General features: G+C 63.6%; 20 protein-coding genes. 12 read left to right on the top strand and 8 right to left on the bottom strand.

Features of this window, described 5'->3' with window-relative positions; all coding sequences use genetic code 11:
- Both VN004_RS14870 and VN004_RS14865 read left to right on the top strand, forming a co-directional pair.
- Nucleotides 1–273 (top strand): hypothetical protein (locus VN004_RS14870; RefSeq protein WP_325611496.1); only part of this gene is annotated, 273 nt, incomplete at its 5' end.
- A gap of 171 nt (nucleotides 274–444) precedes the next feature.
- Nucleotides 445–1,455 carry a DUF4105 domain-containing protein gene (locus tag VN004_RS14865; RefSeq protein WP_325611492.1) on the top strand — a complete coding sequence of 337 codons (1,011 nt, stop codon included), beginning with the start codon at nucleotides 445–447 and terminating at the stop codon, nucleotides 1,453–1,455.
- Nucleotides 1,456–1,480: 25 nt separating this feature from the next.
- Here VN004_RS14865 and VN004_RS14860 read toward each other — a convergent pair whose 3' ends face one another.
- Together VN004_RS14860 and VN004_RS14855 are read right to left on the bottom strand one after the other, a co-directional pair.
- Nucleotides 1,481–2,935 carry a GntP family permease gene (locus tag VN004_RS14860; RefSeq protein WP_325611489.1) on the bottom strand — a complete coding sequence of 485 codons (1,455 nt, stop codon included), beginning with the start codon at nucleotides 2,933–2,935 and terminating at the stop codon, nucleotides 1,481–1,483.
- Between the two features lie 3 nt (nucleotides 2,936–2,938).
- Nucleotides 2,939–4,000: a patatin-like phospholipase family protein gene (locus VN004_RS14855; RefSeq protein ID WP_325611487.1), complete on the bottom strand. Its 1,062-nt coding sequence runs from the start codon at nucleotides 3,998–4,000 to the stop codon at nucleotides 2,939–2,941.
- 279 nt (nucleotides 4,001–4,279) lie between these two features.
- Between VN004_RS14855 and guaD the strand changes: the two genes are divergently transcribed.
- Entirely contained in the window at nucleotides 4,280–5,638 is a 1,359-nt protein-coding gene (gene guaD, locus VN004_RS14850) for a guanine deaminase (protein ID WP_325611485.1), read from the top strand.
- Here the strand turns inward: guaD and VN004_RS14845 are convergent.
- The 5 genes from VN004_RS14845 to VN004_RS14825 form a co-directional block, all read right to left on the bottom strand.
- A complete protein-coding gene (locus VN004_RS14845) occupies nucleotides 5,572–6,678 on the bottom strand; it encodes a DUF3095 domain-containing protein (RefSeq protein ID WP_325611499.1) in 1,107 nt (368 codons plus the stop codon). The genes guaD and VN004_RS14845 overlap by 67 nt on opposite strands.
- Before the next feature lie 100 nt (nucleotides 6,679–6,778).
- Nucleotides 6,779–8,719, bottom strand: coding sequence for an asparagine synthase-related protein (locus tag VN004_RS14840; protein ID WP_325611483.1), 1,941 nt, complete (start codon nucleotides 8,717–8,719; stop codon nucleotides 6,779–6,781).
- A 13-nt stretch (nucleotides 8,720–8,732) separates the two neighbouring features.
- Entirely contained in the window at nucleotides 8,733–9,143 is a 411-nt protein-coding gene (locus tag VN004_RS14835; RefSeq protein ID WP_325611481.1) for a lasso peptide biosynthesis B2 protein, read from the bottom strand.
- Nucleotides 9,140–9,436, bottom strand: coding sequence for a PqqD family protein (locus VN004_RS14830; RefSeq protein ID WP_325611480.1), 297 nt, complete (start codon nucleotides 9,434–9,436; stop codon nucleotides 9,140–9,142). The genes VN004_RS14835 and VN004_RS14830 overlap by 4 nt, the downstream gene beginning before the upstream one ends.
- A gap of 83 nt (nucleotides 9,437–9,519) precedes the next feature.
- A complete protein-coding gene (locus tag VN004_RS14825) occupies nucleotides 9,520–9,732 on the bottom strand; it encodes a hypothetical protein (protein ID WP_325611479.1) in 213 nt (70 codons plus the stop codon).
- Between the two features lie 232 nt (nucleotides 9,733–9,964).
- Between VN004_RS14825 and VN004_RS14820 the strand changes: the two genes are divergently transcribed.
- The 4 genes from VN004_RS14820 to VN004_RS14805 all read left to right on the top strand — a co-directional run bounded on the left by VN004_RS14820 (nucleotide 9,965) and on the right by VN004_RS14805 (nucleotide 14,665).
- Complete coding sequence (locus tag VN004_RS14820) at nucleotides 9,965–10,549, top strand: YcjF family protein (RefSeq protein WP_325611477.1); 585 nt, start codon at nucleotides 9,965–9,967, stop codon at nucleotides 10,547–10,549.
- A 328-nt stretch (nucleotides 10,550–10,877) separates the two neighbouring features.
- Entirely contained in the window at nucleotides 10,878–12,518 is a 1,641-nt protein-coding gene (locus tag VN004_RS14815; protein WP_325611475.1) for a cyclic peptide export ABC transporter, read from the top strand.
- 23 nt (nucleotides 12,519–12,541) lie between these two features.
- On the top strand, nucleotides 12,542–13,987 hold the full coding sequence (locus VN004_RS14810; protein ID WP_325611473.1) for a prohibitin family protein: 1,446 nt from the start codon (nucleotides 12,542–12,544) through the stop codon (nucleotides 13,985–13,987).
- A 108-nt stretch (nucleotides 13,988–14,095) separates the two neighbouring features.
- Nucleotides 14,096–14,665: a hypothetical protein gene (locus VN004_RS14805; RefSeq protein WP_325611471.1), complete on the top strand. Its 570-nt coding sequence runs from the start codon at nucleotides 14,096–14,098 to the stop codon at nucleotides 14,663–14,665.
- 23 nt (nucleotides 14,666–14,688) lie between these two features.
- Here VN004_RS14805 and VN004_RS14800 read toward each other — a convergent pair whose 3' ends face one another.
- Complete coding sequence (locus tag VN004_RS14800; protein WP_325611468.1) at nucleotides 14,689–17,886, bottom strand: type 2 lanthipeptide synthetase LanM family protein; 3,198 nt, start codon at nucleotides 17,884–17,886, stop codon at nucleotides 14,689–14,691.
- 309 nt (nucleotides 17,887–18,195) lie between these two features.
- Between VN004_RS14800 and VN004_RS14795 the strand changes: the two genes are divergently transcribed.
- The 5 genes from VN004_RS14795 to VN004_RS14775 all read left to right on the top strand — a co-directional run bounded on the left by VN004_RS14795 (nucleotide 18,196) and on the right by VN004_RS14775 (nucleotide 22,330).
- Complete coding sequence (locus tag VN004_RS14795) at nucleotides 18,196–18,345, top strand: hypothetical protein (protein ID WP_325611464.1); 150 nt, start codon at nucleotides 18,196–18,198, stop codon at nucleotides 18,343–18,345.
- A gap of 279 nt (nucleotides 18,346–18,624) precedes the next feature.
- On the top strand, nucleotides 18,625–19,269 hold the full coding sequence (locus VN004_RS14790; protein ID WP_325611462.1) for a ParA family protein: 645 nt from the start codon (nucleotides 18,625–18,627) through the stop codon (nucleotides 19,267–19,269).
- Entirely contained in the window at nucleotides 19,266–19,862 is a 597-nt protein-coding gene (locus VN004_RS14785; RefSeq protein ID WP_325611460.1) for a DUF697 domain-containing protein, read from the top strand. The genes VN004_RS14790 and VN004_RS14785 overlap by 4 nt, the downstream gene beginning before the upstream one ends.
- Before the next feature lie 335 nt (nucleotides 19,863–20,197).
- Nucleotides 20,198–21,397 (top strand): amino acid ABC transporter substrate-binding protein, encoded by a 1,200-nt coding sequence (locus VN004_RS14780; protein WP_325611458.1) that lies wholly within the window; start codon nucleotides 20,198–20,200, stop codon nucleotides 21,395–21,397.
- Nucleotides 21,398–21,463: 66 nt separating this feature from the next.
- Nucleotides 21,464–22,330, top strand: a complete 867-nt coding sequence (locus VN004_RS14775; RefSeq protein WP_325611456.1) for a branched-chain amino acid ABC transporter permease — start codon at nucleotides 21,464–21,466, stop codon at nucleotides 22,328–22,330.
- The last annotated feature ends 121 nt before the right edge of the window (nucleotides 22,331–22,451 follow it).

The following is a 22,451-nucleotide window of genomic DNA, read 5'->3' as shown; positions in this document are numbered from 1 at the left end:
TCGCTGCCGGACGGCCTTGCCGCGCTGAGCGGCGTCGTGATCCGGTCGGGCCAGCCGCTCGCGGTGCCGACCGATCTCGAAGCCAATACCGGCCCGATCCTCGGAACGGTCCGGCAGGTGGCGGCCACTCTTGCCGCCTTCCGCGAGACGCTCCACGCCGGGGATATCGTCATTGCGGGTTCGGTGACGCCGCCGCTGATGCTCGGGCCTGACGACCGGACGCTCGCCTGGGAGCTTCGGCCGATCGGCGCAATCGCGGTGCATTTCTCTTGACGACGGCCCGGTCAGCGAAGGTGTTGCGGATCGGCGCACTGTGATAGGTGCCTGAGTAACCGGGCCGGCTTCTCACGTGTGGGGAGATGTCCGTTGCGCGGTCAGCTCCGGTTAGCGGAAGTCGAGATGACACAGGACGTGTATCAAGGGTCTGCCGGCCGAGAGCGCGGCATGTTTGCCCGTATCGGGCGCGGGCTGCTCGCCGGTCTGTGGACGGTGGCGCTGTTTCTGCTCGTCGCCTGGGCAACCCTTGCGATCTATTTCTCGAATTTGCCATGGCCGTGGCTGCGCCTCGTTGCCGCGATCGCGTTCGCGGCGTTCGCTGTCTGGGCGCTCGTGCTCTCCAGACCGCGCCGGACCATTATTTTCCTGGCCGTATTTGTGGCCGTCGCGATCTGGTGGGTCGCGATACCGCCGTCGCATGACCGGCCCTGGCGGCCCGAGGTCGCGGTCATGCCGCGCGCGTTCATCGACGGGGACCGTGTCCGCCTGACCGGCGTGCGGGACTTCACCTATCGCAGCCGCAATGACTTCGACGTGCATTATGTGGAGCGCGTGATCGAGCTGTCCCACCTCAAGGGCGTCGACTTCTACGTCTCGTATTGGTCGGAAGGCCCGGTCGGGCACACATTCCTCAGTTTCGTCTTCGATAACGCTCCGCCGCTCAGCATCTCGATCGAGACACGCCCGGAGATCGGCGAGGGTTTCGACCCGCTCGCGTCCATCTTCAAGCAATTCGAGCTGATCTACGTGGTCGGCACCGAACGCGATGTGGTCGGCGTGCGCACCAACCATCGGCATGAGACGACCTACCTCTATCACCTCAACACTTCGCCGGAGGATTCGCGGCGCCTGCTGATGATTTATCTCGAGCGGATCAATCAATTGGCCGACAAGCCGGAATGGTACCATCTGTTCAGCAACAGCTGCACGATCAATATCATTCGTTATGCCAATGCCGCGGGCCGCGAAGGCCGGCTCGACCTCCGGCACATTCTCAACGGCTGGATCGACAGCTATTTGTACCGCTCCGGGCGCATCAATACCGAATTGACGTTCCAGGACTTGCGGCAGCGATCGCTGATCAATGCCGCCGCGCAAAAAGCAGGCGATGGACCCAATTTTTCCGAAGCCATTCGGAAGGATCTGCCACCGGCGGGGCCGCGGACCCAATCCTGGTAACGTCAGGCCGACCGGCCGCGCGCGGTCAGAACGATCCAACGAGCGATCCGAGCACGATGACAGCCGCAAGTGCAATCAGCGCGCTGACGATCGCCGCCATCACGATGTCGACATAGCTCTCGCGGTGCGTGCAGCCGCAGACTGCGAGCAGCGTGACGACCGCCCCGTTATGAGGAAGCGAATCCAGCGTCCCGGCGCCGATCACCGCAACGCGGTGCATCAGGTCCGGGCTGATCCCGGTTTCGGCGGCAAGCTTCATGTAGGTCGGTCCGAGCGCGTCGAGCGCGATCGTCAGGCCGCCGGAGGCCGATCCGGTCAGCGCCGCGAGGATATTGGTCGCGACCGCGAGCGACACCAATGGCCCGCCATCAATCGACAGGACCCAGTCGCGCACCACGGCGAAGGCCGGCAGCGAGGCGACCACCGCGCCAAAACCCACGAGGCTGGCGACGGAGACGATCGGCAATACAGACGCATTGGCGCCGGCGGTCATCGTGGCCCGTAATGCCGGGACGCTGCGGAAATTGATGGCGATCACGGTGACGATTCCGACCAGGAGGGCGACCATCACCGACCACAACCCGCCGACAGCCGACAGGCTGGTCGCGCCCCATTGCGGCTCTGCAAGAAAAGCAACATCCATCCGGGGCAGAACGACGAACGACATCAGGAGATTGACCGCGATCACCATGGCGAGCGGCAGGAATGCGAGCCCGATCGGCGGTCCGGCCGGCGCTTCCGTGCTCTTGCGAATCTCGGCGGGGTCGAATTCGCGGGCGGTGGTGGCGCGCTCGCGGACGATCGGATCGTCCGCGGCCTGATCGGTAGCGTCGGCTGCAATGACGCCGAATCCCTCGCCTTTGATGCGCGCCTTGGTCTCGGCGCGCTTCAGCCACCACATTCCGAAACCGAGCATGATGACGGATGCGATGATGCCGAGCCCCGGCGCCGCGAAGGGTGTGGTTCCGAAAAACGGCATCGGGATGGCATTCTGGATCGCGGGCGTGCCGGGCATCGCGGACATGGTGAAGGTGGAGGTGCCGAGCGCAATCGCCGCCGGCATCAGTCGCCGGGGTACGCCGGCCTGACTGAACAGCGCCATGCCCATCGGTGCGATGACAAAGAAGGCGACGAACAGGCTGACGCCGCCATAGGTGACGATGGCGCCTGCCAGCACCACTGCGAGGATCGCGCGCTCGGCGCCGAGCTTCGTCACCATGTAATTGGCGATCGACGTCACCGAGCCGGAATCTTCCATCAGCTTGCCGAACAGCGCGCCGAGCAGAAACAGCGGGAAGAACTGCGCGATGAAGTCCGCCGCATTGCTCATGAAGGTTTGCGTCCAGCTGGCGAGCAGCGGATAGCCGGCAAACGCAGCCGCAATCAGCCCGGCGATTGGAGCAAGCACGAGGATGCTCGACCCGCGATAGGCGAAGAAGATCAGCCCGGCGAGACCCAGGAGGATGCCCAGAAGGCCCATGGCTCACTTCATCTCGGCGATCAATTGGTCGATGTCCAAGGTCGACCGCTTGCCAATGTCGTCCGCATGTGCGGTGAGAAATTCCTCGCCGGCCTTGCGGCCTTCCTCGCGCAACATGCTGATGAACTCCCATTCGGCGTTCAGCTTGGATGACGCGCCGAGCTTGTCCATGATGGCGTTGCGAACCATGTGCACGCGCATGCGGCCCCACGCGGCGCCTTCGCCGGTCTCGGCATTCGCCACCTGGCGCAGCAGCGCCATCATCTTCAGCTCCTTGATCAGCACCGCGTTGAACGACACTTCGTTCAGTCGATTGAGAATGTCGTGCGCGGATCTGGGCGTTCCCGGACGCTCCACCGGATTGATCGGAATCAGAATCGTGTCGTCGGAGACCAGTTCGTTGACAAGCGGCGCCATGGTGGGATTGCCGGAATAGCCGCCGTCCCAGTAGCTCTCGCCGTCGATCTCCACCGCCTGAAAGAGCGTCGGCAGGCATGCCGATGCGAGCAGGACTTCCGGGGTGATCTCGGCATTGCGGAAGATGCGCGCTCGGCCGGTCCGAACGTTGGTTGCGGTGATGAACAGCTTGATGGGCGAATTGCGCAGCCGGTCGAAGTCGATGTGCTTGGTGAGGATCGGCGCCAGTGCATTGAACCCGCCGGGATTGAGATCATAAGGCGAGTAAAGCCGCGACATCACATCCATGAAGACGAACAGGGGAGAGTGATCGAGCGACCAGCGGCCGAGGGCGCGATCCACGGGACCGCGCTGAAACGGGCTGAATCGCGCCGCTTTGGAGACTTCGCGCCAGTAGGTATCGAGCGCCCCTCGCGCACCTTCCGCGCCGCCCGCGGCAAAGCCGTCCGCAAGGAGCGCGGCATTCATCGCTCCCGCCGATGTTCCGGAAATGCCCTCGATCTTCAGCCAGGGCTCTTCGAGCAGGCGGTCGAGGACGCCCCAGGCAAATGCGCCATGCGATCCGCCGCCCTGCAAGGCGAGATCGACCAGCACAGGCTCGCGCGCGAAGCTGCCCGGCCCGGATGCGGAAGTCTCGGTCGTGGTCATTCCGGCCAACCAGGCTCCCGATGTGATGAGACGCAAGAAGGTTTGAGACGGAGCAACGTCGCGACCTTGCGCACGGTCTGGTGCGCCGGGTCGTGTCTTCGCAGGATTAGCCGCGTGCGACTTGGGACGATAGTCACGATCCGGTGTCTGCGGCGCGATGCTTGGCTTGCAGGCGAGGAGGGGTTGCGATCGGCGAGGCGACATGGCGCCCGAGGCGGCGATGTCTTTATTAAGGGCCACCGCCGTGGAATAAAAACCGCAGCGCGGCGGAGGAGTGCAATGCTGGCAGCGATTCGTGGCCCGGTGCTGACCTATACCGGCGATCCGTTCGAGGATGGCCTCGAGCGCACGATGGTCTACGAGCCCGACGCTATCGTTGCGATGGACGAGGGCGTGATCACGCATTTCGGGCCGGCCGCGCAGATCAAGGATGTGCTTCCGGCAGGCACGGAGATCCGCAGCTACGGCAGCGATGCGCTGATCTCGGCCGGCTTCGTGGATTGCCATGTGCATTTTCCGCAAACGCCGATGATCGCCTCGTATGGCGACCAGCTGCTCGAATGGCTCAACGCTTACACGTTTCCGGTCGAGCAGAAATTCTCCGACAAGGCCTTCGCGAGCAGCGTCGCGAAGGTGTTTCTTCGCGAGAGCCTCCGAAACGGCATCACCAGCGCCTGCGTTTTTTGTACGGTGTATCCGCAATCCGTCGACGCGCTGTTCGAGGAGGCCGAGCGGCTTGGCATGCGGCTCGCGGCCGGCAAGGTCATGATGGATTGCAATGCGCCCGGTGCGCTTCTGGATACGGCGCAGTCGGGCTACGACGAATCGAAGCGGCTGATCGGCAAATGGCATGGCCGCGGCCGCCTGCTTTACGCGATCACGCCGCGCTTCGCGGGCACCAGCAGCCGCGCTCAACTGGAGGCGACAGGGACGCTCTGCAATGAGCATCCCGATTGCTTCATGCAGACGCATGTTTCCGAAAACAAGAGCGAGGTCGCGTGGATCGGTGAGCTCTTTCCGGAGCGAAAGGGCTATCTCGACGTCTACGATCATTATTCGCTGTGCCGGCCGCGCGCCATTTTCGGCCACGGCATCTATCTGACCGAGCCGGAGATGCAGGTGATGCATCGCACCGGGTCCGCCATCGCGCATTGTCCGACGTCGAATTTTTTCCTCGGCAGCGGCGCGTTCGATCTCGCGCGGGCGGTCCGGGCGGATCGCCGGGTCCGTGTCGGGCTCGGGACCGATCTGGGTGCCGGCACGTCGTTTTCGATGCTGGCGACGCTGAACGAGGCCTACAAGGCGGGGCAACTGAACAACTACGCGCTGTCGGCCGGACACGCCTATTATCTGGCGACGCGGGGCGGCGCGCGCGCCATGTATCTCGACGACAGGATCGGCAGCATCGCGCCCGGCATGGAAGCCGATCTCGTGGTGCTCGACATGAAGTCGACGCCGCTGATCGACTATCGCATGCAGTTCGCCAAGACGTTCGAAGAGGCCCTGTTCATCCAGATGATGCTGGGCGACGACCGCGCCGTGCAGGCGACCTATGTCGGCGGCAAGCTGGTCTATGCGCGTGATACGGCAACGCCGCTCGCGCCGCCGCCCTTGAGCGCAAGCGCGGCGAGTGCGTAGCCGCCGGACGCGCCATCGATGAAGTGCATGTGATCGCTCTGCGCGGGAAACGGCGCGAAGCAGGTCATCATCGCGGCGTGCTGGCGATGCAGGCCGAAGCGCACGATGCCGGCATCGGCAGCGTCGGACAGCTTGCGTTCGATCTCGTCGGCAAGCTCCGGCGTGCAATCGATGATCATCCGCAGCGCATCGTCATATTTGCGAAAGTCAGAATTCGCGACGAGCTGTTGCAGGTAAATGCCCGGCACGAAACGCCCAACGCGCAGGCGGAACCGGAAGATCAGGTAATAGAGAAACGTTCGCGCCAGCGCCGCGAGGCGGCGGAGGAAAAGAGGAATATGTGCATGACGTGACGCATGCGCCTCGAGCGTCGTCCCTTTATTCGGCCAGGCGAAAGCCGGACCTTCCGGCGGCAGCGGCGAGAATGCCTTCTGCTCCGCAAGCAGCACCAGCTCTTCGACGACGCGCCGGAATTCGGCGCTTTCGGCCTGTTCGCCCGGCATCACAAGCACCGCCAGCACGACGCCGTGCCGCGACGGGATTTCCTCAAAGCGGCAGGACAGCCCGCTCAGGTCGGGGCGCGATCCGGAAGGCGCCGGCTCCACTGCGAAGCGGCCCTCTTTCATGGCCGCTTCGGCAAAAGCGATCCCGCCGCCCATGAACATCGCATAGGATACGTCCCGCGACGGGCCAAAGCGTGCAACGCGCACATCCAGCCCCTGAGCGCGGATCTCCTTCACGGGGACGAACGCCCCGCGCATCTGCAACGCAAGTTCTTCGCTGGCCCAGCGCAAGGTTTCGGCGACCGTCTTGCGCGCGATGTCGGCCCATGCCGGGGGAACGGCAAAGCTCGCGCCGTCGCCGCCGAACACGAACGGGAATTCGCGGCCCAGCGCGTTCGAGAGCGCCGCGATGATGGCGGCGCCCGCCATGTTGACGGCCTTGTAGCGGTTTTCCTGAATCTCGCGGGTCGAGCCGACAATGTCGGTGGTGCCGATCAGCCAGTCCTGCGGCAGCGGGTGATACAGGCTTTCGTCCATGATCTGGGGAAAGCCGCGAAAGACCGGAATCCGATCATAGAAAGTTGAACTTTCGTCCTGCTCGTTCACCGATCACCCCGTCACCGCCCGCGCTGCATCGCTACCGGTTTGCGGATTCGAACCAGCGCAGGAAACGGCCGGCGGCCACGCCGCGCATCAGCGCAAGATTATATTCTACAAAAATGTCCGGCCTGTCCCAGCCATCTGTCGGCCAATTCGCCAATGCGCGCTCCAGCCGCGGCAGGTCGATCGCGCGGCGGGCGAGGGGGGATTGCGCCAACGTGGCGATGTCGCGCGCGAGCGCATCGCGCTGACCGCCGATCCTCTCGAACCAGTCGGCGTCCTGCATGCCGTGCAGGCGGTTGGTCAGGACCTTTTCGGGCAAAAGTCCCCACATCGCCCGGCGGATCAGCGACCGGTCGATACCCTCGGCAAGATACTGCTCGGGCGGTATGCCGAAACAATAGGAGACGACATCGATATCCGCTGTCGGATCGCGGATTTCCACTCCGGTCAGCGCTTTCTCGGCCGCATTCCAGTCGCCGGCGTAATCGGCCAGCATGAGACTCTCAAAGCGTTCGTTTCGCCGCCCGCGATAATGGAAGTCATGGCCATCTCGGCGCGCGCGCGCATCGACACCTGCCTCCGCTGCAAATTCGGGCCGGATCGGCGCGTGTTGTTGCCAGGGAGCGCGCCCCGCCGGATCGCGCATGCGCGCCATCAGGTCGGCGAACCGGCCGGGAAGGATCGGATCGACGAACAATTGCTTCGCCGCTCGCAGGCGCGAATGCGGCGTATGACGGTAATACAAATGCCATTGCCGGAATGCGGTGAGCCACCGCCCGCTTTTCAGGTGGTCCGCAGCCTGCGACCAGCCGTTCCAGCTGATCGTGGAATTGCCGCGCAGGCCGCCGAGAAGGACACGCCGGCCCTGCGCGCGCGCAAGCCGCAGGATCGCCAGAACCCAACCGAGGTTGGTCGGATTGCGGACCGGCCCTTCGAGGGCGATGAAGAACCGTTCGACGTCTGCGAGGTCTTCGCCGGACTCGTTCGTGACATAGGTCACATCGATATTGCCGATCGTCTCGGCGATCGCTTCGACATAGGGTCTTTCGTCCGCGTAATGACCATTCTGCGCCGGGCCACGAAAGCCGGCTCTGGGCACGCCGGTGAATGCCGCGAGCCTCTGGTTCTTCGCGGCGAGTGCGCGTGCCGCAAGCGCAGCGACGGAAGATGAATCGAGGCCGCCGCTGAGCAGGCAACCGATCGGATGCGCGCTTCGCATCTGGCGACGCACGGCGGTGTCAAGGCAATCGCGCAAGGCCGCTGCATAATCCTCGTCGGTTCGAAAGAGGACCGCTTTCACATCGCGCGGCGACCAGAACCGGTCCTGCCTGACGGCGCCCTCGGCGCTGACATGCATGACATGCGCGGGACGGACCCGAAACACATCCCGGTACATCGTCGTCGCATGATCGGCGTGGTTGAGAACGAGGAAGTCGGCGAACTTCTCTTCGTTCAGTTGCCGGGGCACATCCTCGAGCGCGAACAATCCGTTCGGCATGGTTGCGAACGCAAAAAAGCGCTCGCTCCGATGCCACATCACCACGTTGAGGCCGAGGTGATCGCGCGCCAGCGTGAGCGTTCGGGTCCTCGGGTCCCAGATCGCCACGGCAAACGGCCCGCGCAGCATCGGCCAAATCGTGTCGCCGAACGTCTCCCACGCGTTAAGGACAATGCGCGAATCCGGCCAGGACAGCGCCTCTTGCGGCGAGAGGCCGATGCGGCGAAGCATCTCGTCCCGGTTGTCGAGCCGCAAATCCGCCGTGATGACGGCGCCGCTCTTGCCCTGGTGGGGTTGGCGATCGTCCAGGTCTTCCGGTGTCATGCGCATCAGAACATGCACGAGACCGATGCGGCCAAGTGCAGCGACATCCGATCGATCGGGACCGTGCGTGCGCAGCGCGTTCGCTATGCGCTCGAGTTCGCGCCGGCTGACGGGCTTGTCATCGAACCGCAAAAGACCGGCGATCCCGCTCATGGGCGGTGACAGGTCAAGTCAGGCCGCTGCCGAACGCGGAAAGCAGCGTGAAGTCCTTGGCGTCCTCACCGCCGATCACCATGCGCTGGCCGCTCTCCACCCAGGCATGGGCGGTGACGTTTTCCTGCGCGCGCGCAACGCCAAGGCAGAGCCGGCTCGGGATAGCGCGGCGCCTGAGCATGGCATGCGCCGCCAGCGCGCGCGGCAGGCACGACGTTGTCATGCCGGGAAGGCGCGATGCGCGTTCGATGCCCCAGGCGATCCAGGCGGTGTCGTCAGCGGCGAACCGGCGCACACGCGCGAGCGGACGATTGCACCAGCCGAATATGCGGGCCGGTGGCAAAAGACGGACCGCCAGCCGTGCGAGGATCAACATGATCACGGCTTCGCGCAAATAGATGCGCCGCATCGTACGCGGAGTCATCGGGGACGAGCCTGTTCAACCGGATGCGCCAGTTTTCTCTCGATCAATTGGTGCAGGAACGGCAACACGTCACGGGCCAAAATGGCTTCATCAACGTCGTGACTTTTCGCCAGCGCATCGAATACGTCGCCGACCCGGCGCGGCTCGGACAGCATGTTCCAGATCTCGCTCGCGACGCCGTTGAAGCGAAGGTAGCAGCCGGCGTCGAGGTTGAGGACGACGACGATCCCATCGAGATCGGCCGCCGCGCGCGTGTCGTCCCGCACCAGAACGCTGTCAATGGTCACGCCCACAATCGGCCCCGCAATAGCCGGTTCATAGCAAGAGTTTAGCGAAGACCCGCGGTCATCGCCACAGAACGGCTGTCGGAGACCGGCTATTCGGTTCGCGCCGAGAGAGGAAACGACATCTCGAACGAAAATCCGAGCTTGGTAGCCGGCGATGCCGGCGGAGACGGCGGACCAGCCTCCTCGGACGCCGAACTTGCCGCGGCGGCGGTTTCGGTTGCGATCGGCAATTCGGTGATCGCCGGAGCCTCCCAGGCACGGCGTGCCGGTGCAGGACGTCCATTGGCGGGTGAAGACCGCATTTCCTTCTCCGAAACAGACCACCGATCATCCATTATGGAGATCGGGCCCGCCGACGCAAGGCGTGTCCGCCGTGCAAGACTCGCTGACACACCAAGCATTTAGCATTGTTCCGCAAGCGCTTGGCAGTCCGTAGCCGCCATGGTAGCTTTTTGATCCAGGTTGTTGACACGCACTTCATGGATCGTTCGACCAGAGGCGATTTGGTCCATGTATGCCGAGAAGGGTCCCAGAATGGCTGAAAATTCCACGACCGAAGCGGGGGCCAAGCCCAGCGCGCCAGAAGCGGCCGAGCTGACGCCGGCGCAGCGCCTCGAGATGGCGACCAAGCTCGTGGACCGGTTTGCCCTGTGGGGTGGTGTTGGCGGGTTGATCCCCGTACCGGTCGTCGACGTTGCCGCGGTGGCGGGCATCCAGCTGCAAATGCTGCGCCGGCTTTCGCAGATCTACAACGTTCCCTTCTCCGAAAACGGCGGCAAGGCGTTGATCGCAGCGCTCGCGGGAACGATGATCCCGGCGACGAGCGGCATCGGCGCCGCCAGCATGCTCAAATCCATTCCGGTTCTGGGGACGATCGCGTCCGGCTTCGTGATGCCCGCGCTTGCGGCTGGCGCCACCTATGCCATCGGCAAGGCGTTCATCCAGCACTTCGAATCCGGCGGCACGCTGCTCGACTTCAACCCGCCGGATTATCGCGAATTCATCAAGGCGCAGAAAGAGAAGTGGGATTCGCGGTCGCGTGCCAAGGTCGCGGCGCCGGGTGCGTCTGGCGGGGCGGCCTCCTCCGCGTCGACCGGAGCGGCGGCCACCAACTCTTGATCGGCGGGGGCCGTATCACAACGGAGAGCAGCGGCGATCGCAAAATCGTCCGTTGCGGCGATATCGATGATCGAAGCTGCTCTTTATATTACGTTCTGCGCACTGACGGGTTTGTGCGGCATCGGACGTCGGCTCGGTTTCCTCGGTACGTTCGGGCTGGCGCTTGTGACGACTCCGCTCGTGGTTCTGCCCCTTCTTCTCATCACCGGTCCGGCGCGAAATGTGGAATGGCGTCGCAGGCCCTGACATCCTCGTATCGTGACCGGCGCGTACCTGTAGCAGGGGGCCGGCATCGTCCCTTGCAACCGTAGCCGGCGGCAGCACCGCAATGTCCTTCCTCCAGCTTGTACACCGCGAGATGCACGCCTCGGTGCGGAAGCTGGTGTTCATGTCGGCGCTCGGCGGCATCAGCAACGCGCTGATCCTGACAGCCATCAATACCGGCGCTGCGGCCGCCGATACCGAGGACCGCATCAGCGCCTTCGCCGCGGTGCTGTTCGTGGTTTCGCTGTTCCTGTTCTTCAAGACACAGGTTTACGTTTCGACCACGATCACGTCCGAAATCGAGGCGATCATCCACAAGCTCCGGGTGCGGATGATGGATTATGTCCGTCGCTCGGAACTTCTCTCGATCGAGGAGGTCGGCCGGGCGCGGATCGTGGCCGCGATTTCAAGCGACGCGGCGATCCTGACGCAAGCGAGCAACATGCTCAGCTTCTCGATTCAGGGTCCGATCCTGATCGGCTTCGTCGCGATCTATGTCGCCTATCTGTCGCTCGCAGCGTTCCTTCTCAGTGTCCTCATCGTCAGCATGGCCGGCCTGATCTTCCATTTCAGGAGCAAGAAGCTGACGGAAGAGCGGATGCGGGCGGCCGAGCACGAGAGGCGGCTGTTCGACCGCATCACCGATTTCCTCGACGGCTTCAAGGAAGTCCGGCTCAACCGGCCGCGCAGCGACGAATTGTTCGACGACGCCGTCAATGTCTCGCGCGTCGCCGCCAACATCAAGATCCGGGCGCAATCGGAGACTTTCAAGCAGATCGCCTATTCTCAAGGCTACATGTACATCCTGCTGGGCACCGTGGTTTTCGTCGCGCCGCAATTCAGCGACAGCCTGGGCGGCGCCTCGATTGCCAAGATTACCGCGGCGCTGCTTTACGTCATTGGCGCGTGCTTCGCGCTGGTGCAGTCGATCCCGATCCTGATGAACGCCAATGCCGCGGCGGACCGCATCCAGCGGCTCGAGGAGACCTTGCGCGCCAGCGTTTCCTCGGAGACCGACGAGGTGGTCTCGCCGAAGAGCTTCAAGACCATCGAGATGCGGCAGATCAAGTTCAGCTACGTCGACAAGCACTCGGACGTGGCGTTCCATATCGGCCCGATCGATTTCACGCTGCGGTCCGGCGAGCTGCTTTTCATCACCGGCGGCAACGGGTCGGGCAAATCAACCTTCCTGCGGACCCTGGCCGGGCTCTATCACCCGCAGGAGGGCGAGATCTATCTCGATGGCCGCCTGGTCACGAAGGCGACGCGGGACGAATATCGCGAGCTGTTTTCGGCGATTTTCTTCGATTATCACCTGTTCCGGCGGCTCTACGGCATCAAGGACGTCGACAACCGCGAGCTCGCGGAGCTGCTGGCCAAGTTCCGTCTGGCGGACAAGACCGGTCTCTCCAACGGCGAATTCCGGACGCTCGATCTCTCCGGCGGCCAGCAGAGGCGCCTTGCGCTGATCGTCAGTCTGCTGGAAAACCGGCCCATCATGCTGCTAGATGAGTGGACGGCCGAGCAGGACCCCGAATATCGGCGCAAATTCTATGACGAATTGCTGCCGGACATGATGCGCGCCGGGAAAACCATCGTCGTCATCACTCACGACGATCGCTATCTCGACGAATTGCGCTTACCGGGCCGGCGCATTCACATGGAAGAGGGCCGAATTGTTGAAGAACGCAGAGTGGGCGGCTGACGGCGTTCGATGAGGAACGACTGATGGCAACGTATCCCGAGACTCTCGACGGCAACCCGCCTCCGGTCAGGAAGCGCGGCGCGTGGCATTTCCTGACGCGGCGCCTGCCGAGCTTTGCCTTCATCCTTCTGGTTCTGTTCCTCACGGTCACCGTTCTCTGGCGCTTCGTGGTGATCACGGTGCCGTCCGGCCATGTCGGCGTCCTGTGGAAGCGCTTCAACACCTTCGACTATTATTGCTGGTGCTTCGCTGGCCGCGGCACGATGCTCAATCCGCAGCAGCTGCGCGGCGAAGGTTTGCATCTCGTCTGGCCGTGGGATCACCTGTTCATCTACAATCTGCGACTGCAATCGACGGCGCAGACCTACAACGCCATCTCGCGGGACGGCGTGAACGTCGCCGTCCAGATGAATATCCGCTACCAGCTTTTGCACAATGCGGTAGCGGTGCTGCACAAGTTCATCGGACCGAACTATTTCGAATCCGTGGTCAGCCCGGAGATCGGCAGCCAGACGCGCCAGGTCATTTCCCAGTACACCGCGCAGGAGGTCTATATCTCGCGCGAGGCGATCCAGGAAAAGGTGCGGGACAATGCCCGCAAGGCGCTCGGCGCCAATCTGAACAAGCTGGTTCAGCCGGAGGCGATGGAGCAGCCCGATCCGAAAAATTACAACGACGCGCTGCAATATTCGATTCAGATCATCGACACGCTGGTCCTGAGCATCGAATTGCCGCCGGCCATCGTCGCAGCGATCAATCGCCAGACCGAACAATTCTATCTGATCCAGGAATATCGCTACCGCGTCGAACGGGAAGCGCAGGAATCGCGCCGCAAGCAGATTGAGGCGAACGGTATCGCGGCCTTCCAGCAGACCGTCAGTCAGGGCATCTCCGATTCCTATCTGCGCTGGCGCGGCATCGAAGCGACGCTTGCCTTGTCGCAGTCGCAGAATTCCAAGATCGTCGTGATAGGCGGCGGCAAGGACGGCCTGCCGATCATCCTCGGCAATGTCGATCCTCCGGCGGCCGCCGCTGCGACGGCACCGCAAAAGGACGCGACGCCGCCGCCGCCGGCGAAAGAAAATGTGCCCGGTGCTTATGCGCCGGCCCAACCTGTGCCGCGGGCCTTCGCGCCAACGGCGACGCCGAACGCTTTGCCGCCGACGGTGTCGTCGCCGACCACCGTGGTGGTGCAGCCTGGTGCGGCGGTCCACGTCAATCCGTCGCCGGCGGCGCCCGCGCCGAACGGGGCTCAGGCGGCTCCCGAGCAAAAGCCGGATGCGCAGGATCCGGCGACGACGGGCGCCAAGCCGAAGTCGGACCAAAGGTCCGACAAGCCGGCGACCTTCAATCCCTTCGACCTGTCCAGTTACGATTCCGTGCTGTCGCGCCTGACCGGTGGATCACGAACGGCAGAAACAACGAAACGCCCCGAAGCCGCGGCCAAGCCGACTGCAGAGAGGCAATAGCGCATCCATGTATCGCACGGCTTATCATTCGTCCGGTCAGCACCCTTACATCCGGTGAGGCGCGAAATGGCGAAGTGGCGTTGGATCAGGCGCGGGAGAAAAGCTGACGTGACCGACAACACCCGACCCGGTCGGCCCGGTGAGCCTGACCTGAGTTCGCGGGCCGCCTGGCGTCTGCTGACACGACGGCGGCGGGTCTACATCCTGCTGATCGAGACATTGCTGATCCTCGGTGTCGCCCTGATCGGTCACATCACAGGGCGGGAGCTTGCCCGTCGCCAGCTCCTTCAGCGCGAGCAGACGATCGTGCAGCTTCGCGAGGAGCGCCAGCAGGCGAGTGCGGAGCTCAACCGACGCGCCGATCGCATCCTGACGCTGCAAACCCGGCTCAATCACGTTCAGAGCGTGCTCGACGAGATCGTTCCGTCGGAGAATATTTACGTGATGCTGCCCAACCAGTCCCTGGTCGTCGCAGGCGGTCAGGTCACCGTTGGCCTCGTCGGTTCGCCCACCAACAAGGGTGTGAACATCAACGTCAACGGCACACAGCGCCTCGTCAACGCCGGCGACATCATGCAGGCGAAGATGGAGGACGGCAGGACGTGCAATGTCACCGTCCAATCCTTCGATATGTTCAAGGTGGTCCTGCACGCCATCTGTAACGCGAACGGCAAATAACCCGCTCGCGCTACCCGCGTGGCCTATTCCCAGATCAGGACATTCGGCAGCGACGGATCGCGCTGCCGCAACAGCGTGTAGCCGACGCCGGCAAGACCGCGGAACAGGCCGAGATTGAACTGCCGCTTTCCGCTGTTCCAGCGATAGTCGCCGCGCGCCCTTGCGGTCTCGATGACGACAGCAAGCCGGGCCGCAGCGGCCTTGCGAATGTCCGGGCGGCCGAGCGCGTCCGCGGCTTCGCAGAAGAATTCGACATTGCCGAGCGTCCCGCAGCAGAGCGTGTCGATCTCGGTCGGCCAGGCCTGCTCCGCGCCCGCCAGCGCCTTGTCGATATCGCCTCGCATCAGCTCGGGGTCCATCGCGCTTCGCTTGATCAATCCGGCGCGCGCGAGACCGATGCCCGGCGCGCCGTGACACCAGCGGCAGGCCCAGCCCGGCTGGTCGGGATGGCGCTTGTCCGGCCAGTTATGGCGGTCCGCATCGTAACTGGAATTCTCGAACGCCAAGGCCTCGGCGGCGGCCTGCGCAAAGTCGTCGCGGTCCGTGGCGACGGCAAGCGATGCGAGCGCGTAGGAAAAGCCGGCGGCGCCATGCGACATTCCATTGAGCGGATTGGGGCCAAGGCCATAACCGATCCAGCTCCGCCTTCCGTCAGGCCCGATCCTGTTCTGTTGCAGAAGATGCTCGCCGCACTTGATTGCGCGGTCCAACACATCGGCCGTGCCCGTATCGCGATAAAGACGCAGCAATGCGAGGATGGCGCCGGCGCTGCCGCCCAGCGCATCGAGCCGCCTGTCCGCCGCGATCAGGTCGTCGGTCATCAAAGTCGATGCGGTGTGTGCGTCTGCCAACAGCGCAGGGTCGCGGAGGCCCTTGGAGATCACGGCCAGCGCATAGACAATCGAGCCAAGGCCGGTCGCCCCGCCCAGTCCGAGGGATCGCGCAAAGCGCGGCGCGTTGGCGTCCTTGAGTTTGCTGCGCAGATGGCTGAGGGCGGCGAGGGCAAGCTCACCCGAGGGCGGATGCTTGGCCACAATGCTGTGTGCGGCCAGGAACACCGCGATGCCGGACGCGCCGTTGTAGAGATCGGGACCGAGAACGGCGAGCTGATAAGCCTGTGCATCCCCCAGCCAGTCGAGACCGATCCAGGCCGCTGAAGTCCCGCGTCTGATCGCAAATTGAGCGATCTCCGCAGCAATGCGATCGGATTCGGCCACGAAAACCCGCTGCGCGTCCGACGCGGGGATTTCTCCTTTTGCAGGCGCCAACGGCGGTGACGCCACCTCCGCCGGCTTCGATTGTATCGTGTGAGCGCGAATAACCTCGGTCTGCCACGCGATTTCCGGTCCGTCGAAATGTTCGGTACGCTCACGCGCGCGTTCGAGCCCGGATATCGTCGTCAAGGCGGCGATGGGTCCGTCGGCATCCCCGATGACATGCCCGTCGCTCGGCACGACAAAATGCGGAATGTTCAGATCGAGGAGCGCCGAACGTTCGGCTCGTTTGAACGGCCAGAGCGGATCGGACGGCACATCCCAATCGGACAGCCGCGCGATGAAATCGGCTTGCGCCGACCAGGTCGCACCGTCGTCCATGGTCTTATGAGCCTTAAGGCGTTGCAGCAGCATCGAATAGAATCGCGTCGGACGAAGCACCTTGCGGACCGGCGCGCCGGCAAAGTCGTCGAAGAGCTGCGAAAGCGCCGCGCCGCGCGTGTGCTGCGAAAGAAATCGGGCATAATCCTCAAAGCCCGCGGTGAAGGCGCTTACATGGTCGCCGAGCTTGGCGTAGCGCCCGCCGACATGCGGCAAATTCGGGTTGGCGCTGTCGGCCTTCTTGCGCCGGAACGGGCGCATGGCATCGGTGTTGATGTCGTGCCAGGCCACCTCGAATCTGACATTCCAGTCGGCGGTGAGCGCACCCATCGCAAAGACCGAGGTGTCGGGTGCGCGGCCATAAGCGGGCAATATCCCAACCGCCATGACGGAGTTGGCAATCAGGTCCGATGCCGCCTGCACGGCGTCTGTCCCCGTGTCTCCCGGCTTCGATGCGGCTGGCGGCAATTGCAGGATCGTCTCGAGATCGATCGGCACAGGCTGGTCGCCCGACGCGATCATGTTCTCCTGATGCATGTCGGTGGCTGCGAAGCAGTGAAACAAGGCGAGCCAGGCGCCTGCCCGGCGGAAGAAGGATTTGCAGCCTTCGTCGTCCAGGCACGGCGTATGCGCGACATATTCGGTCCAGCCATAATGCGCACAGGCGAGCGCCCGGACCGCCCGCAATTGCACAGGTGGCTGCGAGCGGTTCAGCCGCGTCACCATCTCGTGCCATCTGACGTCGAGCCCTAGGTCCTTCGGCTTGTAGACGACCCGGGTGTCGTCCTCAAAGGTGACGATGAGGACCGAACGCCCGCGATTATGATGGTCTGACAAGCCGCCATCGACGGCCGTGACACGGGCGCGGCCATCGCGGCCAGCGAATTCCTTGCGGACCGTCAGCATGTCCGCATCGAGCCGCCGCGCGAATTCAGAGACGAAATCGATCCATTGCCGCGTGAGCGTGGCAATCAGCCGCAGCAGGACCGGCTTTTCCTCAAACAGGCGACGAAGGCCGCCGGCTTTCATGTCGACGACGAAGCGATCGTACAGGGCGGTGCCGGGAGGCGTGGTCGCGGGCGCCGAATCGGTGGAGGACTGGTCGCGCATCGCGGCAAAGCGTTCGTAGAGCGGCGGTGCGCAGAGTGTGGACAATTGATCGAGCAGCATCAGGCGCAAGCAGAGTAGGCCGGACGCGGTGAAATCGTCCCTGAGCACAGTGCCGGTCTGGTCCCCGACCAGCGCTTCCGCACGATCGACCAGCGGCAGCAAGAAATCCTCGAAGGGCCGTGGCTCCGGACCGCGCCGGGACTGCTGCGGTTCAGCGTCGCTGCGCAGTGCGTGTTCGATCCAGATCGCATCGGCGATCCACAGCGGAGAGGTTGGGGCGCGGTAGCGAACACGGGCGAGCCGAGCCTTCACCTCCTCATAGGTCCATCCATCGCGCGCGAGCCTGCGCCGGAATTGCTCCCAATCACCATTGGCTGCGGCACGGCACCACGCTTCGAGACGCTGCGCCGCAAGGTCCGGGTCACCTTCTTGAGGGGGGGCTGCCTCGAAATCGTCGGACAGCAACTCGTCGATGGTCGCGGCGCGGGTGATCAGGCTCTCGTAAAAGGCGTCCATCCGCTCCGTCTCGAATTGTCCGCATCGCCGCCGGCCGGGCAGCCTCCCGAGCCAGGATATAGGCGTTGCATCTAGGAATAATAGCCTGACGCTTGCCTTAAGGATCGCCGCGAGCGCGTCGGCCGCGACCCATATGATAAAGCATCGATCAACTATGCGGCATCATGAGTGTTGGATCGTTGCCCCGAAATTGGACGACTGATTGACTTTTTGCCGCAATTGACGAATCCTTGTTCCGCCAGCAGGGGGAAATTTGTCTAAGTTTCCTCGTAACTTTCTATGCATCTGGCGGATGAAAGGAATTACGCCATGACCCTCACCACCCTTAAGCAAAAAGAAGAAGAGATCCTGAGCTTCGACGTCTCCGACGAAGTGCTGGAAAGTGCCGCAGGAACCGAGACCTCCGCAAACTACACGCTGGGTTCGTGCACCGGCCTGTCGGTCTGCCCGGCCTGGTAACTTTCGGATCTTTGCTTCAGATCTAACGCTGTCTCCGGTCAACGGAGACAGCGTTTTTTTGTGCCTCGTTGCGCGTTGATTCGGTCGAGCGCCAGACGCGCTACGGACAACGCAGATGATTCGCCGCTCACGGCGTTCCGTTATTTCGAATCACGGCGCACGCCTCTTCTCTCCCGTCTTTTCTAAGCGGCCCGGACGCAAGCTGTAGGCGTACCCGGCCGAAATTAGCTACCATATGCGCGAATCACTGCGCGGGTCTTTTGGCGAGGAGGCCGTGAGATGATCATCACGATTGCCACGATGAAGGGCGGCAGCGGCAAGAGCACCGTTGCAAGCTGCCTTGCGGTCTACTGGCATCTGCGTGGCCGGCGGCCGACCCTGATCGATGCCGATCCGCAGCGCTCGATCATGGGACTCGCGGCGCGAGAACGCAGCCTCGGCGGCGTCGCGGTGCTCGAGGATGCGACCGAAGAGGCCACGAAGACCGCGCGGCGATTGTCGAGCGCTGGCAATCTCGTAATCATCGACACGCCCGGTTTTCGCTCCAAGACCACGCTGGATTGCGTCGCTGCCTCGGACTTCCTCCTGGTGCCGGTCAAGCCCTCGCCGTTCGATGTCGACCGTACGCTGGATACGATCAGCTTCCTCACCGAGCGGGCCGATGGCCGGCGGCCGCTCTATCGCTGCCTGCTCACCCAGACCACCCGGGACTCGATCATCGCGCGGCACATCCGAACCGAACTGACCGAGGCGGGCATCCCGGTGCTGCAAAACGAGATGCAGAACCGCGTCGCCTATCCTGAAGCTTCGCTGTGGGGCGCGACGCCGAGCCTGATCAGCTGGAAGGGACCCGCGGCGAAGGAGATCGCCGCAATTGCCGAAGAACTCGACATGGTCCTCGGGCAGCAGCAGGCCGCAGCATGACACGCAAGCAGCTTCCGAAAGCGATCAAGCCCGCCGGGTCGGGCCTGCGCTTCATTCCGGGCGAGGCCGGCACCGAGGCGCCGGTGCCGCAATCCGTGACCGCAAAGCCATCGACGCCGAAAGAGCCGGTGCAGGTGGAGGCCGAGGTCTGGCCGCCGGCTCCGGCGCCGGCCAACGACACCTATGCCATTCTGCCGCCGCTGACCCGCGAAGAGGCGGAGCGCCGTCTGCAGATCGCCTTCAAGATCGTCGACCGTCACAAGATGTATGCCGGCCTGGGCGGCCTTGTCCCGATGCCGGCCGTCAATGTCGTCAGCGTCAGCGCGATCATCCTGCGGATGTTGAAGTCGCTCAGCGATGTCTACGGCGTGCCATTCGAACGCGACAAGATGCGGGCGGTGGTGCTCGGACTGATGGGGGGCGCGGCGCCGACCGGACTTGCGGCCGCGACTGCGACGACGCTGTCATTCGCAGCTCCAATCGCGGGCGCCGTGGGCCTCGCGGTGTCGTCGGTCGCTGCGGCGTCGCTGACCCGCAGGATCGGGCTGCACTTCGTCGAGCGCTTCGAGTCGGAAACGATCCTCGGCCGCTGACGGTTGCCGGGCAGGATCGGTCAGCGCTTTATCTGATCTTGCTGGCTGACGTCTTGAGACCATGACCATCCATTTTGCGTGATTGGCTGGGACGAAACGGCCGTGCGGCTCGGCGAACGCCATTTGCCGCGCTTACGGTTTGGCCCCATGAACGAGGGCGGCAGAACGCCGCAGAACCGCCGGCTTCAAGCTTGCTACGGGAAGCCGACCGGGCGTGCACGATTGACGTTAACGATGAACCATGCTGGACCATGCCCCGCACCGGCGGATACAGTATCGGTCCAAGAACAAGGTGCGAAAGCACTCGACAGCCCACGATTCGGAGGAGGGAGTTCATGCTCAGGAAAATGACGATGATGATGGCGGCTTCGGCCGCTGCATTCGTCATGGCGACCGGTGTCGCGGCCGCTCAGGACACGTTGAAGATCGGTGCAAGTGCACCGAAAACCGGCCCGCTCGCTGGCGGCGCCGCTGTGACTCACTGGCCCAACGTCAAGCTGTGGGTCGAAGAGGTCAACAAGCGCGGCGGCCTGAAGGTCGGCAACAAGCAGATGAAGGTCGAGCTCATCGAATACGATGACAAGACCAGCGGCGAAGAAGCCGTCAAGAACATCCAGCGTCTTGCGACCGTCGACAAGGTCGACTTCCTCGTGTCGCCGTACTCCACTGGCATCAATGTCGCCACCGCGCCGCTGATCGCCAAATACGGCTATCCGCAAATTGCAACCACGGCCGCCACGGATAACGTCGCGGAATTCGCCAAGCGCTGGCCGAATTCGTTCTGGCTGCTGGGCACCTCCAAGCAGCTCGCCGAGGGCGCCGTCGAGGCGCTGAAGAAGATGCGCGACTCCGGCGCGATCGGCAAGCGTGTCGCGCTCGTCAACGTCGCGGACGCGTTCGGCCTCGAACTCGTGCGTGCCGGCAAGCCGGCCCTGCAGAAAGCCGGCTTCGACATCGTCTATGAGGCGTCCTATCCGCTCGGCACGCAGGACGTGGCCCCGATCATCAGCGCTGCCAAGGCCGCCAATCCGGACGCCTTCGTTGCGTTCTCCTATCCGCCGGACACCTTCGCGCTGACCGATCAGGCGCGGATTCAGAAATTCGACGTCGGCGCGTTCTATGTCGGCGTCGGCACCGCATTCCCGGGCTTCGCCGGCCGCTTCAAGGACAACGCGGAAGGCGTGATGGGCGTCGGCGGTATCGACCCGAACTCGAAGGCCATCCAGGACTATGCCAAGCGGCACAAGGAAGTGACGGGCGCCGACATCGATGCATGGGCGAGCGCCATGACCTATGCCGGTCTTGAGATCCTCGGCCAGGCCATCGAGCGCGCGGGGACGACCGACAAGGCCGCGGTCATCGCCGAAATCAAGAAGAAGCCCTTCCAGACGGTGGTAGGCGAGGTCAATCTTGCCGACAACATCAACCACAAGGTCTGGACGACCGGTCAGTGGCAGGGCGGCACGTTCAACGGCGTCGCCTCCGACGGCATCCCCGGCGCCAAGGCGCCGGTGAAGAAGCAGCCCTGGAAGTAACGCTACGGCACACGACATCCGGCGCGGCGATGCAGCACCGCGCCGGATGATCCCGCGAGAACTCGGATGGAGACGATTGTCACCGGAATTCTGCTCGGCGGGACCTACGCGCTCATCGCGATCGGCCTTACTCTGCAATATGGCGTCTCGCGCATCATGAATCTCGCCAATGGCGAGACGCTGATCGCGGCCTGTTTCGTCACCTTCTGGCTGTTCACCTCCTACGCGGTGAACCCGATCTGGGGCATCCTGGTCATCGCTCCCATCGCTTTTGCGGTGAACTGGGCGATCTACATGCTGTTGCTGAAGCCGCTGGTCGATCGCGCCAGGAACCAGGGCATGCTCGAGGTCGATTCGATCCTCGCCACATTCGGCCTCTTGTTTCTGTTTCAGGGCCTGATGCTGCGCAGCTTCGGCGGCGCCTATACGTCTTACGCCTTCCTCGCCGAGCGCTTCGAGCTTTTCGGCGCCTATTACGGTCTCAACCGCGTGGTCGCGTTCGGAGCGGCCTGCGTGATCGCGCTGGCGCTTTATCTGTTCCTGTACTGGACACGCTACGGCACGGCGGTACGCGCGGTCGCGGTCAATCCGGGTTCGGCGCGTCTTGTCGGCATCGATGTCGCCAAAGCCGCGGCGTTGTCCTTCGCGCTTGGCGGCGCGTTGACGGCCTGCGGCGGCACGCTGATCTCGACCTTCTACACCTTCAATGCCTCGATGGGCGTCGTGTTCACCATGAAGGCGCTGATTATCGTCATCATGGGCGGCGTGGGTGACGTGCGCGGCGCGCTGATCGCGGCGCTGATCCTCGGTATCGCCGAGACGGCAGTCGCCGGACTGATCGATCCCGGCCTGACGCTCGCGGCGACCTATGCGCTGTTCACCTTTGTGCTGCTGTTCCGTCCGCAGGGCATTTTCGGCAGGCAGCAGGCATGACGAAGCTTTCCTCCGGCGAAGTGCGGACCGGCATTCTCGGCGTGGCGGCATTGGGCATCGCCGCGCTGCTGCCGCTGGCCGATCAGGGTTATTACCTGTCGCTGGCGATCAACATGGTGCT

The sequence above is a fragment of the Pseudorhodoplanes sp. genome, assembly GCF_035565855.1.
Classification (GTDB): Bacteria; Pseudomonadota; Alphaproteobacteria; order Rhizobiales; family Xanthobacteraceae; genus Pseudorhodoplanes.
The sequence above is the reverse complement of the archived record's forward strand: the minus strand, read 5'-3'. Positions and strand labels throughout refer to the sequence as shown.

What these genes read in the sequence shown, in the direction of transcription:
- VN004_RS14865 (WP_325611492.1), top strand. Translation starts at nt 445, where the DNA reads ATGTTTGCCCGTATCGGGCGCGGGCTGCTCGCCGGTCTGTGGACGGTG.
- VN004_RS14860 (WP_325611489.1), bottom strand. Translation starts at nt 2,935, where the DNA reads ATGGGCCTTCTGGGCATCCTCCTGGGTCTCGCCGGGCTGATCTTCTTC.
- VN004_RS14855 (WP_325611487.1), bottom strand. Translation starts at nt 4,000, where the DNA reads ATGACCACGACCGAGACTTCCGCATCCGGGCCGGGCAGCTTCGCGCGC.
- guaD (WP_325611485.1), top strand. Translation starts at nt 4,280, where the DNA reads ATGCTGGCAGCGATTCGTGGCCCGGTGCTGACCTATACCGGCGATCCG.
- VN004_RS14845 (WP_325611499.1), bottom strand. Translation starts at nt 6,678, where the DNA reads ATGGACGAAAGCCTGTATCACCCGCTGCCGCAGGACTGGCTGATCGGC.
- VN004_RS14840 (WP_325611483.1), bottom strand. Translation starts at nt 8,719, where the DNA reads ATGAGCGGGATCGCCGGTCTTTTGCGGTTCGATGACAAGCCCGTCAGC.
- VN004_RS14835 (WP_325611481.1), bottom strand. Translation starts at nt 9,143, where the DNA reads ATGACTCCGCGTACGATGCGGCGCATCTATTTGCGCGAAGCCGTGATC.
- VN004_RS14825 (WP_325611479.1), bottom strand. Translation starts at nt 9,732, where the DNA reads ATGCGGTCTTCACCCGCCAATGGACGTCCTGCACCGGCACGCCGTGCC.
- VN004_RS14820 (WP_325611477.1), top strand. Translation starts at nt 9,965, where the DNA reads ATGGCTGAAAATTCCACGACCGAAGCGGGGGCCAAGCCCAGCGCGCCA.
- VN004_RS14815 (WP_325611475.1), top strand. Translation starts at nt 10,878, where the DNA reads ATGTCCTTCCTCCAGCTTGTACACCGCGAGATGCACGCCTCGGTGCGG.
- VN004_RS14810 (WP_325611473.1), top strand. Translation starts at nt 12,542, where the DNA reads ATGGCAACGTATCCCGAGACTCTCGACGGCAACCCGCCTCCGGTCAGG.
- VN004_RS14800 (WP_325611468.1), bottom strand. Translation starts at nt 17,886, where the DNA reads ATGGACGCCTTTTACGAGAGCCTGATCACCCGCGCCGCGACCATCGAC.
- VN004_RS14795 (WP_325611464.1), top strand. Translation starts at nt 18,196, where the DNA reads ATGACCCTCACCACCCTTAAGCAAAAAGAAGAAGAGATCCTGAGCTTC.
- VN004_RS14790 (WP_325611462.1), top strand. Translation starts at nt 18,625, where the DNA reads ATGATCATCACGATTGCCACGATGAAGGGCGGCAGCGGCAAGAGCACC.
- VN004_RS14785 (WP_325611460.1), top strand. Translation starts at nt 19,266, where the DNA reads ATGACACGCAAGCAGCTTCCGAAAGCGATCAAGCCCGCCGGGTCGGGC.
- VN004_RS14780 (WP_325611458.1), top strand. Translation starts at nt 20,198, where the DNA reads ATGCTCAGGAAAATGACGATGATGATGGCGGCTTCGGCCGCTGCATTC.
- VN004_RS14775 (WP_325611456.1), top strand. Translation starts at nt 21,464, where the DNA reads ATGGAGACGATTGTCACCGGAATTCTGCTCGGCGGGACCTACGCGCTC.